The sequence below is a fragment of the Mycolicibacterium madagascariense genome (assembly GCF_010729665.1).
Lineage (GTDB): Bacteria > Actinomycetota > Actinomycetes > Mycobacteriales > Mycobacteriaceae > Mycobacterium > Mycobacterium madagascariense.
The window spans coordinates 4,039,321-4,054,934 of record NZ_AP022610.1 but is presented as its reverse complement, the minus strand read 5'-3'; the positions used below and the strand labels follow the sequence as shown (position 1 = coordinate 4,054,934).

Genomic DNA, 15,614 nt, shown 5'->3' with positions numbered 1-15,614 from the left:
TGTTTTTGTGTGGTGCGCCGTCAGGGTTTCGAACCCCGGACCCGCTGATTAAGAGTCATTCGGCTGTCGTTGCCGAGGTGCGATGTTCGCAGGTGGCTGGCGGCGCCGGTTCTCTAGCCGCCCACTGTCTAGCACTCTCTGGACTGCGGTGAGGTACTCACTTTGGGTACACAGCTTTGGGTACACGCCCCCTTTCGATGACGTCACGCATGTCCGCAAGCGCGCGCGATCACGTGCAGTAGACGACAAGCCTCGACGGCGACGAGGTTCGGTCCACCGTGCGTCGGAACGGCCGACGTGGATCGCTAACGACACAGCGGTGTGCTGTTCGTGCCTAGGTTTGTCGGACCCTTGGCGTAGCTTGTGCGCAGTACCAAATATGGGGCGAACGGGGGTTCACAGATTGTCTGCGCGTTGCCCGTTCTGCGCGATCCTCGCTGGCGATGGCGCCGTCCGCATGGTGGTGAAAACCGATCTTGTCGCGGCATTCTTTCCGAAAGAGCCTGCGACCCTAGGGCACACCCTCGTAGTGCCACTCAAGCACATACCAGACATTTGGTCTGTCGACGATGAATACGCTGCAGCATTGATGGCAGTCACCCGCGAAGTCGCTGGAGCAGTTAGGAGCGCGTTTGAACCCGAAGGACTCAACATAATCCAATCTAACGGAGAGGCCGCAACACAAACGGTCGATCATCTACACGTGCATGTAGTGCCTCGGTGGAGCGGCGACGATATTGGTCCTATCTGGCCATCGGGATCATCAATTGATGATGCGTCGCTCGACAGTGCACTGGCTAGACTGCGCGCGACTATGGCCGGTGCACGATGACCGGCTACGACCTGACCGAGCCTGGCGAGCGGGAGGATCGGCGAAAGCATCTCGAACTGGTCGCCTCGGTCGTAGGTCGCATGGCGAGCTCATCCGCCCAGGCAAAAGGCTGGTCGATAACTTTGGCTGGCGCCGCATTCGGTGTGGCAGTCATTCGTGACAACGCGGTAGTTATCCTGCTTGGGATCGTCGGATTATGCGCCTTTGCTGTGATTGATGCGCATTATCTAAACGTCGAACGAACATTCCGTGATTTGCACGATGCAATAGTGGCGAATACTGTAGAACCGCTGTCCATGGAGACAAAAGGTCTCTCGAAGGCTTCGAAAAATGAGTCATACGCGTCATGGTCGATCAAATACTTTTACGGCCCGTTGATTGTCCCCGGATCGCTGCTATTCGTCTACTCGTTGTGCCATGAAAAGGAAAATGATGCTCCAAGAGAACGACCTGTGAAGGTAACCGTGACGGTGACGCCTGCAGAACATCCGTCACCGGCTCCCACAACGCCCGAGACCTCGGCAGTGCCTTCACCTTCGACCGCACAGCCAGTGCCGCCACCCACGACCACGACGGCACTCCCCGAACAGGGGCCGACGAGATAGCCGAAAATCTAATCTGTTGCGCCACTTCATCGCGGACAAGACCCTAGCGCGTCAGCGCCGGTTTGAACCCACGACGGCAAGGAGAAATGCTTAATGGCTCACCGAACGTTCTTTAGCTTCCACTACGAGCGCGACGTCCAGCGAGCATCCGTGGTGAGAAACAGTTCCCAGACAAAGCCGAGCATCACGCCCGAGTGGATAGATGCGTCTTTATGGGAGGCGACTAAACCTAGCGATGCGGCGATTGAACGACTGATTGCAAGGGCGGTACTCAGCACAACCGTGACGGCAGTCTTAATTGGCGCTGAGACCTCTAACAGGCAATGGGTCAATTATGAGATTCGCGAGAGTCTCGCGCGTGGAAATGGATTGCTCGGGATATATATCCACAATATCTTGGATTTTAATCGCAGGCCCGATCGGATGGGCGTCAATCCGCTTCCTACTACGGTTCCAACCTACGACTGGGTCCGTGACAACGGTTATCAGAATCTAGGGACTTGGGTCGATCGCGCCTATGCATCGCGCTAAGACAGTTCGACATATCGAATAAAGAATAGGTTAAGAGTGGTCTACTTCCGCAGAAGCGACTTAGAACTGGCTGGCCGACAGAGGACCGCGTCGCTCGGCTATGCGAACGCCAGAGACGCCTTGAACACCAGAACCGCGAGCGTGTTCCCTGGAGAGAGGTTCGACGTCTTTTTGAGTCATAGCTTCAAAGATGCTCCACTCATTCTTGGCATAGCCAACCATTTTGAGAAGCAAGGTCTCAGCGTGTACATCGACTGGATTGTCGACCGCCAGCTCAACAGGTCTGAAGTTTCCTTAGAAACAGCTTCCCTGCTCCGAGAGCGCATGGGGCAGTGCACTTCGCTGATATACGCGAACTCGACGTCATCGCCTATGTCGAAGTGGATGCCATGGGAGTTGGGTTACTTCGACGGGTCAAAGGGTGGGCCAATAGCAATCATGCCGATCGACGACGACGTGCCTGGACAGCAAGGGCAGGAGTATCTCGGTCTGTATCCGGCGATCGAGAGAGTGCCAGTTGGATCGGGCTTCATCACTGCCGCGGTGGAACCCGGCGGGCTCCACCGAATGCCCGTTGCGGAGTTCGGTCGAGGGCTGGGGCAGCTCTACGGCTTCTAGCACGCCCGGTGCTCTCTCTTAGGGTGCAAGTTTTCCAACTTGTCCGAGTAGGTCGCATGCTCACAGTCAGTAGGTCTTCGACCGGAGATGACCGACCCACCTGATTGGGTACACACCTCTGGGTACTCCCCTGTACCCGAACAGTCGCTATGAAACGACAAAAACCCCGCCTGAGCAGGGTTTTCGTGTGGTGCGCCGTCAGGGTTTCGAACCCCGGACCCGCTGATTAAGAGTCAGCTGCTCTACCAACTGAGCTAACGGCGCGCGTGAGAGACGATAACAGCCGCGCGGCCCGTGGTGAAATCGGCCCTGCTGCACGGTTGCCGGCGGCAAAGCGCTGACACCCGAAGCAGCAGTTTCACCTGCGTCCTAGAGGTTGAGCGTTCCCTCGCTCAGCGTGCGGTTGCGTTCGGCGAGTTCGTCGTCGTCGGAGGGGAACATCATGGACATCCCCAGGGTGGCTGCCCGTTCCTGCACGTCGTCGACGAGGGGGCGCAGCGTGCGCTCGTATTCGTCGAACGCGGCGACGTGGTCACCTGCGTTGCGGCGCAGCGCGTCGGCCATCGTGCCCGCGCCGATGATGGCCATGGAGCCGCCCATGCCGGCGACCGGTGAGACGCAGTAACCGGCATCGCCCACCAGCGCGACCCGCCCCGTCGACCACGTCGGCATTCTGACCTGGTTGAGCATGTCGAAGTAGAAGTCATCGTCGGCGTCGAGGATGTCGAGCATCGCGGGCACCTTCCATCCAAGCCCGTCGAAGGACTCGTGGATCATGCGGCGTTGTGCTGCTCGGTCGCGGTAGTCGTAGTCGATCTCGGCCGTGGTGCGGAAGGCGAGCGCGACGTCGGTCTGGTCGTCGTAGCCATTGAGCAGAGCCGTCCGTCCCGCGACGCTGTAGATCTGGGAGACGTTGGCCGGCAGTAACGCCGTGGTGGGTGCCACCTTGATGAAGAAGTAGCCACCCAGGGGGTAGACGACGTTCTGCGCGGTGCCGTCGAACGCCAGCCGACGGGTGTTGGAGCGATTGCCGTCGCAGCCGAAGACCAGCGCATAGGTGTCTCGGCGGTCGTCGCTGAAGGTGACCGTGACGGCGTCGGGACGATTCTCGAGGTGCGTGATCGACAGTCCGAATCTGATGTCCACGACGTCGTGAATCGCGGCGAACAGAATGTCCAACAGGTCGTCGCGGTGTATCTCGTACTGCTCGTTGCGTGGCTCGTCCGCGCCCTGTTGCGCCGACATCACGGCCAGGGTGGTGTCGTCGTCGTTCTTGAATTCCAGCGAGCGTGGAGGCAGGGCCTTCGCGCGCACGGCATCGATCACGCCCATGCGGGTGAGGACGTCGATGGTCTGGCCCTCGACGTCCACGGGCGTGCCGCCCCTGCGCAGCTCTCGGGCGGTCTCGATCACCGTGACCCGGTAGCCCAGTTCGTTCAGCCAGTAGGCGGTGGCGAGGCCCGCGAAGCTGGCGCCGCTGACCAGTACGGCAGCACCACTCTGGTCGGTTCGCTCGTCGGTCGACACATGTTCAGCCATCACGTCCCGCAACCGCTTCCCCTCGATGGTGCGGTCGACCACGCCGTCGACTCCGAGAGTCCGATTCTAGGTGTCGACGACGTCGGGGCCCTCGTCGTGAAGGCCCGGACTTCTGGCCGGGTGGGCCCCCGGTCCGTAACGCAGGTGGTGTCTACCAAAGCAAAAGGTGGGAGGGCCGAGAGGCCCTCCCACCTGCTGGGTGGCTGACGGGACTCGAACCCGCGACAGCCAGGATCACAACCTGGTGCTCTACCAACTGAACTACAGCCACCATTGCCGCCGAGGCAGCCCGTCGATCTTAGCCGCTCTCGTGGCCCCCGGCCGAATCCGGCTGCCCCGCCGCGTCCGCGGGCGGCCCCAACTCGGCGGCCACCGCGGCGATGTCACTGGTCGAGGGGCCCGGCGGCGGCACGAACGCCGTGCTGCGGTAGTACTTCAGCTCGCGGATCGACTCGTGGATGTCGGCCAGCGCGCGATGGGCGAGGCCCTTCTCGGGTTGCCCGAAGTAGATGCGCGGATACCAGCGACGGCACAGTTCCTTGATCGAGCTGACGTCGATCATCCGGTAGTGCAGGAAGGCGTCCAGCGCGGGCATGTCGCGTGCGATGAAGCCGCGGTCGGTGCCGATGGAGTTACCGGCCAGGGGTGCGGTCTTCGCCTGCTTGACGTGGCCTTTGACGTAGTCGAGCACCATCGCTTCTGCGGTGGGCACGTCGACGGTGGAGGACCGCACCTCCTCGGTCAGGCCCGATTTGCGGTGCATCGTGGCGACCACGTCGACCATGCCGTCGAGCGCCGCGTCGTCCGCGTGGATCACGACGTCGAGACCGTCGCCGAGCAGGTTCAGTTCCCCGTCGGTCACCAGGACGGCAATCTCGATCAGCCGGTCCGACTCGAGATCGAGCCCCGTCATCTCGCAGTCGATCCACACCAGTTCGTCGCGCACAACGCCCCACAGTATTCGCCGCGGCCGACACCGGCCCGGCCTACCCGCGGCAAGTAAGGTCGCTGGCCATGGGCACAGACGCGACGGGCACCCCTGCACAGCAGATCGCCGCTGGTTATGCCGGCGCAGGGCAGGCCGTCGAGCTCGGTTCGGTCGTCGTCGACGGCGCCGTGGACCCCACCGCCACGGTCCGCATTCCGCTGGCCACCCTCAACCGGCACGGGCTGGTCGCCGGAGCGACCGGCACCGGCAAGACCACCTCGCTGCAGGTCATCGCCGAGCAACTGTCCGCCGCGGGCGTGCCGGTGGTGATGGCCGACGTCAAGGGTGACCTGTCCGGGCTGTCGCGGCCGGGCACGCCGGGAGACAAGACCGCCCAGCGCGCCACCGACACCGGCGATGACTGGACGCCCACCGCCTTTCCCGTCGAATTCCTCTCGCTCGGCACCGCGGGAATCGGTGTCCCGGTGCGGGCCACCGTCAGCAGCTTCGGCCCGATTTTGCTGTCGAAGGTGTTGGGGCTCAACGCTACTCAGGAGTCCACCCTCGGCCTCATCTTCCACTGGGCCGATCAGAAGGGGTTGCTGCTCGACGACCTGAAGGACCTGCGCGGCGTCATCCAGGTGTTGACGAGCGACGAGGGCAAGGCCGAACTCAAGGCGCTCGGCGCGGTCTCGCCGGCCACCGCGGGCGTCATCCTGCGCGCGCTGGTCAACCTCGAGGCCGAGGGCGGCGACACCTTCTTCGGTCTTCCGGAGCTGGAGCCCGAGCACCTGATTCGGCTCGACGCGGACGGCCGGGGCGTCGTCACGCTGCTCGAGCTCGGCGCGCAGGCGGCCAGGCCCCAGCTCTTCTCGACGTTCCTGATGTGGGTGCTCGCCGACCTGTTCACGACGCTCCCCGAGATCGGTGACGTCGACAAGCCGAAGCTGGTGTTCATCTTCGACGAGGCGCACCTGCTGTTCGACGACGCCTCCAAGGCGTTCCTGCAACAGGTCGAGCAGACCGTCAAGCTCATTCGTTCCAAGGGCGTCGGGGTGTTCTTCTGCACCCAGCTGCCCACCGACGTGCCGAACGACGTGCTGTCGCAGCTGGGCGCGCGCATCCAGCACGCGCTGCGCGCGTTCACCCCCGACGACCAGAAGGCCCTCGCCAAGACGGTGCGCACCTACCCAAAGACCAGCGTGTACGACCTGGAGGAGGCGTTGACGTCGCTGGGCATCGGCGAGGCAATCGTGACCGTGCTGTCGGAGCGGGGCGCGCCGACGCCGGTCGCATGGACCAGGATGCGGGCGCCGCGGTCGCTGATGGGCACGATCGGCAATGAGGCGATCGCCGCGGCCGCCACGGCCTCGCCGCTGCAGGCCACCTACGGGCAGACCGACGACCGGCCGTCGGCGTTCGAGATGCTGGCCGCCAAGGCCGCGCAGGAGACACCGCCCGAGCCGCCGACGCCGTCGCTGCCCCCGCCGGTGTCTCCCCAGCCGGTGCCCGAACCGCAGGCACCGGAACCCCAGGGCCCCAGCATCATTCAGGAGGTCCTGCAGAGCCCGGCGTTCAAGAGCTTCCTGCGATCGGCGGCCACCACCGCCGGCCGCGAGATCACCCGCAGCGTGTTCGGCACCAGCAGCCGCCGCAGGCGTTAGTCGCCACCGAGTTTCTTGTATACCGCGCCGACGATCGGCGTGACGATCGAGCGGGGGGCGTACCCGCTGGCGACCGACATGGCCTTGGACGTGACACCGGGCACGACGCGCATCTTGTTGCGCTCCAAGCCATCCAGCGACAGCTTGGCGGTGTGCTCGGTGGAGATCCAGAGGAAGTCGGGGATCAGCTTCTCCACCAGTGACTGGTCGTCGGGATCGGGCAGCTCGGTGCGCACCGGTCCCGGCGCCAGCACGGTGACGTGGATGCCGAGGCTCTTCACCTCACCGCGCAGGGACTCGCTGAACGTGTTGACGAAGGCCTTGGACGCCGCGTAGGTCGCGTTGTTGGGGATCGGCGAATTGCCCGCGGCCGAACCGGAGATGAGGATGCCGCCGGCGCGGCGGCGCACCATGCCGGGCAACACGGCCAGCACCAGGTCGTGGACGCCGAGCACGTTGAGCTGAACCTGCGCCTTCTCGCCGTCGACGTCGAGCTTGGCGATGGGGCCGAACGTTGCGGTGCCCGCGTTGGCGCACAGGATGGACACCTCGCGCTCGGCGAGTTCGTCGCAGAGCCCGGCGCGTTGCTCGGGGTCGGCGAGATCGACCGCGCGCACCTCGACGGTGACGCCGTAGCGTTGCGTCAAGCGATCCGCCAGCGCCGCGAGGACGTCCTCGCGCCGGGCGGTGATGATGAGATGGTGCCCTCGGGCAGCAAGCTCGGTGGCCAACGCCTCACCGATGTTCTGCGAGGCGCCGGTGACCACGGCGCGCGCGTCGGGACTGGGAGCGGGTACGGACATGGGGCCAATCGTAGGTACCAATAGAGTGCGGGCATGACCAACCCCGCGGCGACGCGCACCGCGGGACGGCTTCCCGTCGTCGCATGGGCACTGTGGGACTGCGGCGCCACCGGCGTGAACGCGATCGTCGTGACGTTCGTCTACGGGGTCTACCTGACGCAGCAGGTGGGCGCGGGACTGCCGGGACCGACGACGCCGGCGAGTTGGCTGGGCCGCGTGCTGACGATCGCCGGGTTGTGCGTCGCCGTGCTGGCGCCCGCGACCGGCGTGCTGGTCGACCCGCCGCACCGCCGCCGCACTGTGCTGACGGTCCTGACGGGTACGGTCGTCGCGCTGACCTGTGCGATGAGCCTCATCCGCGCCGACTACCACTATCTGTGGCCGGGCCTGGTGCTCCTGGCGTGCACGGCGGCGTTCAGCGACCTGGCCACCGTGCCGTACAACGCCATGCTGCGGCAGCTGTCCACGGCGGAGACCTCGGGCCGGGTCTCTGGATTCGGTTCGGCGGCAGGCTATTTCGGAAGCGTGCTACTGCTGCTCATCGTCTACCTCGGGTTGATCCAGGGTGACGGGGACACCCGCGGGCTGTTCGGTCTGCCGCACGACGACGGCCAGAACGTCCGGGCCGCCATGCTCGTGACGGCGGCCTGGTTCCTGCTGTTCGCCCTACCCCTGCTCGTCACGTCGAAGGTGATCGACGACGGCGAGCGGCCGCCCGCGGTCGGGGTGCTCGGCGCGTACCGGGCGTTGTGGGCCGAGGTCGTGGGGGAGTGGCGCCGCGACCACCACGTCGTGTATTACCTCCTCGCCAGCGCGGTGTTCCGCGACGGGTTGACGGGGGTGTTCACCTTCGGCGCCGTCCTCGGTGTGACGGTGTTCGGGGTGTCGTCGGCTGACGTGCTGCTGTTCGGGGTGTGCGCCTGCGTGATCGCCGCGATCGGCGCGGTCCTCGGCGGCCTCCTCGACGATCGGGTCGGGTCCAAGCCGATCATCGTCGGGTCGCTCGCCGCGATGCTGGTGGTGGGTATGGCGCTGCTGAATTCGTCCGGCCCCGTGGCATTTTGGGTCTGCGGGCTGCTGCTGTGCCTGTTCGTCGGGCCGACGCAGTCCTCGGCGCGCACGATGATGATGCGGATGTCCACGGAGGGCAAGGAGGGCGTGGCGTTCGGCCTCTACACGACCACGGGCCGGGCGGTGTCGTTCCTGGCGCCGCTGATGTTCTCCACGTTCATCGACGTATTCGGTGCCAACCGTGCGGGTCTCGGCGGCCTGCTGACCGTGCTGGCCCTCGGCCTGATCGGCATCGTGGGCGTGCGGGTGCCCGGGTCGCGGGTGTCAGCGCGTTCCGAGTGAGGTGCACAGCGTCAACCCGGTTCCGGAATTCTGCTGGGTGGCGGCGCCGTCGATCGTGATCGAGCAGGTCACCTCGTGCCCCACGTTGACGATGCTGACGCTCGCCATGCTGTTCGCCTGACCGGTGAGCTGCACCTGCTTCGTCCACGGCAACGACACGTTGAACTCCGTCTGCAGCACCCCACCGCTGTCGAGGTAGAGGATGCTGATCGCGCGGCCTTCGCCGCCCACCGAGTACACGACGGTGTGGGTGCCGCTGGGGACGGGCTGTCCCGGTGTGGCGGTGCTGCCCGGCGTCTGGCCGGGCGTGGTCGTCGGCGCCGTCGGGAAGGTCGGCGCGAGGGTCGTGGTGGGCGTGGGCGTCGTGGTCGACGGAGGCGCGGTGAGGGTGGGTTCGATGGGAGTCTGTGGCGGCGCGACGACCGTGTTCTGTTGCGAGCTATTGACGATCACCAGACCGATGACCAGTCCGAGCACGGTGAGCATCGCCGACCCGGCCAGGACCCACAGCCAGCGGCGGGGATTGGGTCCGCCGGGCGGCGGGGGCTCCGGTGGTTCGCCACCGGGCGGGTTCGGCGGCCCGTACTGACCGGTGTACGGGCCATACCCGTAGGGCGAGTAGGCGGGCAACTGTTCGGTCGGCTTGGACCCGACCGGCGCGGTGTACGGCGGCTGTTGGCCGTACGGGGAACCCGGATAGGCCGGGTAGTTGTAGGTGCCGGGATGTTCCTGGCCCCACCCGTCGCGCCGCGATGGATCCGTCATCTCCACCTCATGTTTGCAGGGTACCTGCGCCGCCCGTGGGCTCCGGCGCGCCCGATGACGGGGTTTACGGCAATTGTCGGTCGGGTAAACCGTGCCCACGTCTCAGCGGGGACGACAGACCATGGAGGTCCAGCATGCGTGGTAGCGGAATTCTCGGCACGATCGTGCTCATCTGGTTGCTGATCGGCGTCTTCGCCGCCTACCAGCGCGACTACTTCAAGAGCTCTGAGACCACCTGTGCGACAGCGGGAACCATCGCCCTGACGGTGGTGGCCGGCCCGCTGAACTACGCGGGAGCGAACCCCAAGGTCACGAACTGCAACGTCAAGGTTCCCCAGCCCAGTCAGTAACCGTTTCGCAGGAAACCGTTTCGAAGGAGTAGTGCCATGATCGCCCTCGGAGTCATCCTCGTCATCCTCGGTCTGGTGTTCGGTCTGTCGACGGTCACCTACATCGGCGTGGTCGCCCTCGTCATCGGCGCGGTGTTCTGGGCGCTCGGGGCGGCCGGCCACGCGGTCGGTGGCCGCCGCGTCTGGTACTAGCGCCGGCCCTCATCGCGGCGGGTTGCCAGCGCGCCGATCGTCATCGCGCGCAGCACGGCGCGGGACTCGGCAGCTCCGGTGCCCGGCTTGACGCTGTGCGGGGTCGAGTTCATCAGCCCGAAGGTCGCGTGCGCCATCAACCGCGCGGCGTTCTCGCCCACCGCGGGTGAACGCCGGCGCAGGACGTCGACCCACACCTCGACGTATTGGCGCTGCGCTCGGCGCACCTGACGTTTGGCGGCCGCGGGCAGGTGGGCGAGGTCCCTGTCCTGAATGCGGATCAGATCGGGTTCGGTGAAGACGAAGTCGAGATGGAAGTCGATCAGGCCGTCCAACGCCACCGCGGGGTCGTCGGTGGTGTCGACGACGGCCCGCGCGCCGGCCAGCAGCCGGGTGCTGATCCCCACCAGCAGTTCGACCAGCAGCGCTTCCTTGTTCGGGAAGTGGCGGTAGATCGCGGGTCCCGTCACCCCGGTGGCCGCGCCGATGTCCTCGAGTCGGACCGCGAGGTAGCCGTGTTCGGCCATCAACCGCTCGGCGGCGGCGAGCAGTTGCGAGCGCCGGTCGGACTTCGCCCTGCCCCGGCGGGTGGTCGGCGCAGCGTGCGTCATCGCGCCCCTCGGTCGTGGACAATCGGGTTAATGGTCACTAACATACCACCAGTTAGTCATCATTAACTCAGATGAGATGGGCGGCAATGACGACGTCGGTGTCTCACCGCGATCAGCACCTCGCGCTGGTGGCAGGGTTGCGCGCGAAGTTGGCGAGCGCGGCGTTGGGCGGGTCCGCGCGGGCGCGCGAACGTCACGTCAGTCGCGGCAAGCTGCTGCCGCGGGACCGGGTGGACACGCTGCTCGACCCCGGCAGTCCCTTCCTGGAAGTGGCGCCCCTGGCCGCCGACGGAATGTACGACGACGAGTGTCCCGGTGCGGGCATGATCGCGGGCATCGGTCGGGTGTCGGGGCGGCTGTGCATGATCGTCGCCAACGACGCCACCGTGAAGGGCGGCACGTACTACCCGATCACGGTGAAGAAACACCTTCGCGCACAAGAGATTGCGAGCCAGAACCGGTTGCCGTGCGTGTATCTGGTGGACTCCGGCGGTGCGTTCCTGCCGCGCCAGGACGAGGTGTTCCCCGACCGCGACCACTTCGGGCGCATCTTCTTCAACCAGGCCAACCTGAGCGCTCGCGGCATCGCGCAGATCGCGGCGGTGCTGGGCTCGTGCACCGCCGGCGGAGCCTACGTGCCCGCCATGAGCGACGAGGCCGTCATCGTGCGCAAGCAGGGCACCATCTTCCTCGGTGGGCCACCGCTGGTGAAGGCCGCGACGGGTGAGATCGTCACCGCCGAGGAACTGGGCGGCGGCGATGTGCACTCCAAGGTCAGCGGCGTCACCGATCACCTTGCGCACGACGACCGCGACGCGCTGCAGAAGGTGCGACGCATCGTCGCGACCCTGGGTCCGGTCACCCCCGCGCCGTGGGGGGTGCGCCCGACCGTCGAGCCGATCGCCGACCAGACCGAGCTCTACGACGTGGTGCCCACGGATTCACGGGTGCCCTACGACGTGCACGAGGTGATCACCCGCATCGTCGATGGCGGTGAATTCACCGAGTTCAAGGCCGAATACGGCACCACGCTGGTGACGGGCTTCGCGCACGTGCACGGCCATCCGGTCGGGATCGTCGCCAACAACGGCGTCCTGTTCGGCGAATCGGCGGTCAAGGGTGCGCACTTCATCGAGCTGTGCGACAAGCGTTCGGTGCCGCTGCTGTTCCTGCAGAACATCGCCGGGTTCATGGTGGGCCGTGACTACGAAGCCGGTGGCATCGCCAAGCACGGCGCGAAGATGGTCACCGCCGTGGCGTGTGCCCGGGTGCCCAAGCTGACCGTCGTGATCGGCGGATCCTATGGCGCAGGCAACTATTCGATGTGCGGGCGGGCGTATTCGCCGCGGTTCCTGTGGATGTGGCCCAACGCCCGGATCTCGGTCATGGGTGGCGAGCAGGCCGCATCGGTCCTCGCGACGGTCCGCGGCGACATGAGCCCCGACGAGGAGGAGGCCTTCAAGGCGCCCATCCGCGAGCAGTACGAACGCCAGGGCAACCCCTACTACTCGACCGCGCGGCTCTGGGACGACGGCGTCATCGATCCCGCGGACACCAGAACCATCGTGGGGCTTGCCCTTTCGGTGGCGGCACAGGCTCCGTTGGAGCCGGTGTCCTACGGCGTGTTCAGGATGTGACGCCGGTGTCCACTCGAACCTTTCACACGGTGCTGGTCGCCAACCGCGGCGAGATCGCCGTCCGCGTCATCCGCACGTTGCGCGCCATGGGGATTCGGTCGGTCGCGGTCTACAGTGACGCCGATGCCGGAGCGCGCCACGTCGCCGAGGCGGACGTCGCGGTGCGGATCGGTCCCGCCCCGGCCCGGCAGAGCTACCTGAACATCGAGGCCGTCGTCGCGGCGGCCGTCGCCAGCGGCGTCCAGGCCGTGCACCCGGGGTACGGATTCCTCTCGGAGAACGCCGATTTCGCCGCTGCCCTGGCGCAGGCCGGCATCGTGTTCATCGGGCCGTCGTCGCGTGCCATCGCCACCATGGGCGACAAGATCACCGCCAAGGACACCGTGGCGCGCTTCGGTGTGCCCGTGGTGCCCGGCCTGGCCGAGCCGGGGCTGACCGATGACGCGCTGATCTCGGCCGCCGAGGACGTCGGCTACCCGGTGCTGGTCAAGCCGTCCGCGGGCGGCGGCGGCAAGGGCATGCGGATGGTCGAACGCGCCGCCGACCTGCCGGCCGCGCTGGTCTCCGCGCGCCGCGAGTCGGCCGCCGCCTTCGGTGACGACACGCTGTTCCTCGAACGATTCGTGTTGACGCCGAGGCACATCGAGGTGCAGGTGCTCGCCGACGAGCACGGCAACGTCATCCATCTCGGCGAGCGGGAGTGCAGCCTGCAGCGGCGCCATCAGAAGGTCATCGAGGAGGCGCCGTCCCCGCTGCTGGACGCCACGACCCGCGCCCGCATCGGCGAGGCGGCGTGTGCAACCGCCCGCAGCGTCGACTACGTCGGGGCGGGCACCGTCGAATTCATCGTCGGGGCCGCGCATCCGGACGAGTTCTTCTTCATGGAGATGAACACCCGCCTGCAGGTCGAGCACCCCGTGACCGAGATGGTCACCGGGATCGACCTGGTGGAGTGGCAGGTGCGCATCGCCGCGGGGGAGCGGCTCACGCTGACCCAGGACGACGTGGTGCTGAGCGGACACGCGATCGAAGCCAGGGTGTACGCCGAGGATCCCGCACACGGTTTCCTGCCCACCGGCGGTGACGTGCTGGCGGTGCGCGAGCCGACGGGCGTTGGGGTGCGGGTGGATTCGGGTCTGCGCGCTGGCACGGTGGTGGGCAGCGACTACGACCCGATGCTGGCGAAGGTGATCGCCCACGGTGCGGACCGGGCCGAGGCGCTGCGCCGACTGGACCGCGCCCTGGCCGAGACCGCGGTGCTCGGCGTCGTCACCAACGTGGACTTCCTGCGCTTCCTGCTGGCCGATCCCGACGTCGTCGCGGGCGTCCTTGACACCGGCCTGCTCGACCGGCGCGTCGGTGACTTCGCGGCGCCCGCGGCCGGTGACGACGAGTTCGCCGCCGCGGCCGCGCACCGGTGGCTGCGGCGCTGGCCGAGCGCGACCGGTGACGTCGTCGTCGACCCGTGGTCGGTGCCCTCGGGGTGGCGGATCGGCGAGCGGGCCGCCACGGTGTTGCGGCTGCGGTCGGGAAGCCGGACCGACCACGTCCGCATCGTGGGCACCCCGCAGGCGGCCACAGTGACCATCGAAGACGGCCAAACCCGTTCACTGATGGCCACTTTGGACGACGACGTGCTGTCGGTCGTGCTCGACGGCCTGCGGGTGCGATACCGCGTCGCGGACTCCGGGCAGGCGATCTGGCTGGCCGGTGACACCGGCGTCGCGCAGCTGCAGGACGTGCTCGAGGCGCCGGTGCGCGCCGACGACGTCGACGGTGGGAACGCCGAGCTCGTCAGCCCGATGCCGGGTGCCGTCGTCGCGGTCGGGGCCGACGATGGCGCCGAGGTCGGCAAGGGCGCCATGGTCGTGACCGTCGAGGCCATGAAGATGGAGCACGCCCTCGTCGCTCCCGTCGACGGGGTCGTCGAACTACTCGTCGCCGTCGGCGACCAGGTCAAGGTGGGCCAGCCGTTGGCTCGCATCACCGTTGCAACGGAGGAGACACCGCAGCCATGAGTACCGACTTCTTGTCGACGGGCACCTTGCCCGACCACTACGAGCAGCTCGCCAAGACGGTGCGCGACTTCGCCAGGAGCGTGGTCGCACCGGTGTCGGCCAAACACGATGCGGAGCACTCGTTTCCGTACGAGGTGGTCGACGGGATGGCCGACATGGGGCTGTTCGGCCTGCCGTTCCCCGAGGAGTACGGCGGGATGGGCGGGGACTACTTCGCACTGTGTCTGGCGTTGGAGGAACTCGGCAAGGTCGACCAGAGCGTCGCGATCACGCTGGAGGCCGGGGTGTCCCTCGGGGCCATGCCGGTGTACCGGTTCGGCACCGACGCGCAGAAGCAGGAGTGGCTGCCACTGTTGGCCAGCGGCAAGGCACTCGGGGCGTTCGGGCTGACCGAGGCCGGCGGTGGGACCGATGCGGGCGGCACGAAGACCACCGCCCGGCTCGACGACGGGCACTGGGTGATCAACGGCTCCAAGCAGTTCATCACCAACTCGGGCACCGACATCACCAAGCTGGTGACCGTCACGGCCGTGACCGGGGAAAGCGCTGGGCGCAAACAGATCTCCTCGATCCTGGTACCGGTACCCACTCAAGGCTTCACCGCCGAACCCGCCTACGACAAGGTCGGCTGGAACGCCTCGGATACCCACCCGCTGAGCTTCGACGACGTGCGGGTGCCGCGGGAGAACCTGCTCGGCGAGGAGGGCCGCGGGTATGCGAACTTCCTACGCATCCTCGACGAGGGGCGCATCGCCATCGCGGCATTGTCGGTCGGGGTCGCCCAGGGGTGCGTCGACGAATGCGTGAAGTACGCCAAGGAGCGCGAGGCGTTCGGCGCGGCGATCGGTACCTATCAGGCGATCTCGTTCAAGATCGCCCGCATGGAGGCCCGCGCCTATGCCGCGCGCACTGCGTACTACGACGCCGCCGCACTCATGTTGGCGGGCAAGCCCTTCAAGAAGGCGGCCGCGATTGCGAAGCTGGTCGCCAGCGAGGCTGCGATGGACAACGCCCGCGACGCCACCCAGGTGTTCGGCGGCTACGGGTTCATGAACGAGTACCCGGTGGCGCGGCACTACCGCGACAGCAAAATCCTCGAGATCGGTGAGGGCACAACGGAAGTGCAGCTCATGCTGATCGCGCGGGAGGCGGGACTGTGACCGCAGGG

General features: G+C 66.6%; 16 protein-coding genes and 2 tRNA genes. 11 read left to right on the top strand and 7 right to left on the bottom strand.

Features of this window, described 5'->3' with window-relative positions; genetic code table 11:
* Positions 1-82 precede the first annotated feature (82 nt).
* From G6N60_RS28975 to G6N60_RS19100, 4 genes are all read left to right on the top strand, one after another.
* A complete protein-coding gene (locus G6N60_RS28975; RefSeq protein ID WP_308206211.1) occupies positions 83-832 on the top strand; it encodes an HIT family protein in 750 nt (249 codons plus the stop codon).
* Positions 829-1,437, top strand: coding sequence for a hypothetical protein (locus tag G6N60_RS19110; RefSeq protein WP_163740197.1), 609 nt, complete (start codon positions 829-831; stop codon positions 1,435-1,437). The genes G6N60_RS28975 and G6N60_RS19110 overlap by 4 nt, the downstream gene beginning before the upstream one ends.
* Positions 1,438-1,530: 93 nt before the next feature.
* Positions 1,531-1,968, top strand: a complete 438-nt coding sequence (locus G6N60_RS29050; protein ID WP_163740195.1) for a TIR domain-containing protein — start codon at positions 1,531-1,533, stop codon at positions 1,966-1,968.
* 36 nt (positions 1,969-2,004) lie between these two features.
* Positions 2,005-2,586, top strand: coding sequence for a toll/interleukin-1 receptor domain-containing protein (locus G6N60_RS19100; protein ID WP_163740193.1), 582 nt, complete (start codon positions 2,005-2,007; stop codon positions 2,584-2,586).
* A gap of 188 nt (positions 2,587-2,774) precedes the next feature.
* Here G6N60_RS19100 and G6N60_RS19095 read toward each other — a convergent pair.
* From G6N60_RS19095 to orn, 4 genes are all read right to left on the bottom strand, one after another.
* A tRNA-Lys gene (locus tag G6N60_RS19095) sits at positions 2,775-2,850 on the bottom strand.
* A gap of 105 nt (positions 2,851-2,955) precedes the next feature.
* Positions 2,956-4,167: an FAD-dependent monooxygenase gene (locus G6N60_RS19090; protein ID WP_163740191.1), complete on the bottom strand. Its 1,212-nt coding sequence runs from the start codon at positions 4,165-4,167 to the stop codon at positions 2,956-2,958.
* 156 nt (positions 4,168-4,323) lie between these two features.
* Positions 4,324-4,396 (bottom strand) — tRNA-His (locus G6N60_RS19085).
* A 27-nt stretch (positions 4,397-4,423) separates the two neighbouring features.
* Positions 4,424-5,071: an oligoribonuclease gene (orn, locus tag G6N60_RS19080; RefSeq protein WP_163740188.1), complete on the bottom strand. Its 648-nt coding sequence runs from the start codon at positions 5,069-5,071 to the stop codon at positions 4,424-4,426.
* A 68-nt stretch (positions 5,072-5,139) separates the two neighbouring features.
* On the opposite strand from orn, the gene G6N60_RS19075 reads away from it, so the two are divergent.
* Positions 5,140-6,717: a helicase HerA-like domain-containing protein gene (locus G6N60_RS19075; RefSeq protein WP_163740187.1), complete on the top strand. Its 1,578-nt coding sequence runs from the start codon at positions 5,140-5,142 to the stop codon at positions 6,715-6,717.
* Here the strand turns inward: G6N60_RS19075 and cmrA are convergent.
* Positions 6,714-7,520 carry a mycolate reductase gene (cmrA, locus tag G6N60_RS19070; protein ID WP_163740184.1) on the bottom strand — a complete coding sequence of 269 codons (807 nt, stop codon included), beginning with the start codon at positions 7,518-7,520 and terminating at the stop codon, positions 6,714-6,716. The genes G6N60_RS19075 and cmrA overlap by 4 nt on opposite strands.
* Before the next feature lie 33 nt (positions 7,521-7,553).
* Between cmrA and G6N60_RS19065 the strand changes: the two genes are divergently transcribed.
* The gene (locus G6N60_RS19065; protein ID WP_163740182.1) at positions 7,554-8,873 is read left to right on the top strand and encodes an MFS transporter; all 1,320 of its coding nucleotides are present in this window, start codon (positions 7,554-7,556) and stop codon (positions 8,871-8,873) included.
* Here the strand turns inward: G6N60_RS19065 and G6N60_RS19060 are convergent.
* Positions 8,856-9,638: an MmpS family transport accessory protein gene (locus tag G6N60_RS19060; RefSeq protein ID WP_163740180.1), complete on the bottom strand. Its 783-nt coding sequence runs from the start codon at positions 9,636-9,638 to the stop codon at positions 8,856-8,858. The two genes, G6N60_RS19065 and G6N60_RS19060, sit on opposite strands and share 18 nt — an antisense overlap.
* 134 nt (positions 9,639-9,772) lie before the next feature.
* Here G6N60_RS19060 and G6N60_RS19055 point away from each other — a divergent pair, with 134 nt between their 5' ends.
* Together G6N60_RS19055 and G6N60_RS28155 are read left to right on the top strand one after the other, a co-directional pair.
* The gene (locus tag G6N60_RS19055; RefSeq protein ID WP_163740179.1) at positions 9,773-9,988 is read left to right on the top strand and encodes a hypothetical protein; all 216 of its coding nucleotides are present in this window, start codon (positions 9,773-9,775) and stop codon (positions 9,986-9,988) included.
* 36 nt (positions 9,989-10,024) lie between these two features.
* Positions 10,025-10,180 carry a DUF6131 family protein gene (locus G6N60_RS28155; RefSeq protein ID WP_170312571.1) on the top strand — a complete coding sequence of 52 codons (156 nt, stop codon included), beginning with the start codon at positions 10,025-10,027 and terminating at the stop codon, positions 10,178-10,180.
* On the opposite strand, the gene G6N60_RS19050 is transcribed toward G6N60_RS28155, so the two are convergent.
* The gene (locus tag G6N60_RS19050) at positions 10,177-10,791 is read right to left on the bottom strand and encodes an SACE_7040 family transcriptional regulator (RefSeq protein WP_163740177.1); all 615 of its coding nucleotides are present in this window, start codon (positions 10,789-10,791) and stop codon (positions 10,177-10,179) included. The two genes, G6N60_RS28155 and G6N60_RS19050, sit on opposite strands and share 4 nt — an antisense overlap.
* 86 nt (positions 10,792-10,877) lie before the next feature.
* Here G6N60_RS19050 and G6N60_RS19045 point away from each other — a divergent pair, with 86 nt between their 5' ends.
* Genes G6N60_RS19045 through G6N60_RS19035 form a run of 3 tightly spaced genes read left to right on the top strand, consistent with a single transcriptional unit; the run spans position 10,878 to position 15,606 of the window.
* Entirely contained in the window at positions 10,878-12,428 is a 1,551-nt protein-coding gene (locus G6N60_RS19045; RefSeq protein WP_163740174.1) for a carboxyl transferase domain-containing protein, read from the top strand.
* A gap of 5 nt (positions 12,429-12,433) precedes the next feature.
* Complete coding sequence (locus G6N60_RS19040; RefSeq protein ID WP_163740172.1) at positions 12,434-14,446, top strand: acetyl-CoA carboxylase biotin carboxylase subunit; 2,013 nt, start codon at positions 12,434-12,436, stop codon at positions 14,444-14,446.
* Positions 14,443-15,606: an acyl-CoA dehydrogenase family protein gene (locus G6N60_RS19035; protein WP_163740170.1), complete on the top strand. Its 1,164-nt coding sequence runs from the start codon at positions 14,443-14,445 to the stop codon at positions 15,604-15,606. The genes G6N60_RS19040 and G6N60_RS19035 overlap by 4 nt, the downstream gene beginning before the upstream one ends.
* Positions 15,607-15,614 lie beyond the last annotated feature (8 nt).

Excerpts from the sequence above, each read along its gene's own strand:
- G6N60_RS19035 (WP_163740170.1), top strand. The coding sequence starts at position 14,443 with ATGAGTACCGACTTCTTGTCGACGGGCACCTTGCCCGACCACTACGAG.
- G6N60_RS19065 (WP_163740182.1), top strand. The coding sequence starts at position 7,554 with ATGACCAACCCCGCGGCGACGCGCACCGCGGGACGGCTTCCCGTCGTC.
- cmrA (WP_163740184.1), bottom strand. The coding sequence starts at position 7,520 with ATGTCCGTACCCGCTCCCAGTCCCGACGCGCGCGCCGTGGTCACCGGC.
- G6N60_RS29050 (WP_163740195.1), top strand. The coding sequence starts at position 1,531 with ATGGCTCACCGAACGTTCTTTAGCTTCCACTACGAGCGCGACGTCCAG.
- G6N60_RS28155 (WP_170312571.1), top strand. The coding sequence starts at position 10,025 with ATGATCGCCCTCGGAGTCATCCTCGTCATCCTCGGTCTGGTGTTCGGT.
- G6N60_RS19110 (WP_163740197.1), top strand. The coding sequence starts at position 829 with ATGACCGGCTACGACCTGACCGAGCCTGGCGAGCGGGAGGATCGGCGA.
- G6N60_RS19075 (WP_163740187.1), top strand. The coding sequence starts at position 5,140 with ATGGGCACAGACGCGACGGGCACCCCTGCACAGCAGATCGCCGCTGGT.
- G6N60_RS19055 (WP_163740179.1), top strand. The coding sequence starts at position 9,773 with ATGCGTGGTAGCGGAATTCTCGGCACGATCGTGCTCATCTGGTTGCTG.
- G6N60_RS19045 (WP_163740174.1), top strand. The coding sequence starts at position 10,878 with ATGACGACGTCGGTGTCTCACCGCGATCAGCACCTCGCGCTGGTGGCA.
- G6N60_RS19060 (WP_163740180.1), bottom strand. The coding sequence starts at position 9,638 with ATGACGGATCCATCGCGGCGCGACGGGTGGGGCCAGGAACATCCCGGC.
- G6N60_RS19050 (WP_163740177.1), bottom strand. The coding sequence starts at position 10,791 with ATGACGCACGCTGCGCCGACCACCCGCCGGGGCAGGGCGAAGTCCGAC.
- G6N60_RS28975 (WP_308206211.1), top strand. The coding sequence starts at position 83 with ATGTTCGCAGGTGGCTGGCGGCGCCGGTTCTCTAGCCGCCCACTGTCT.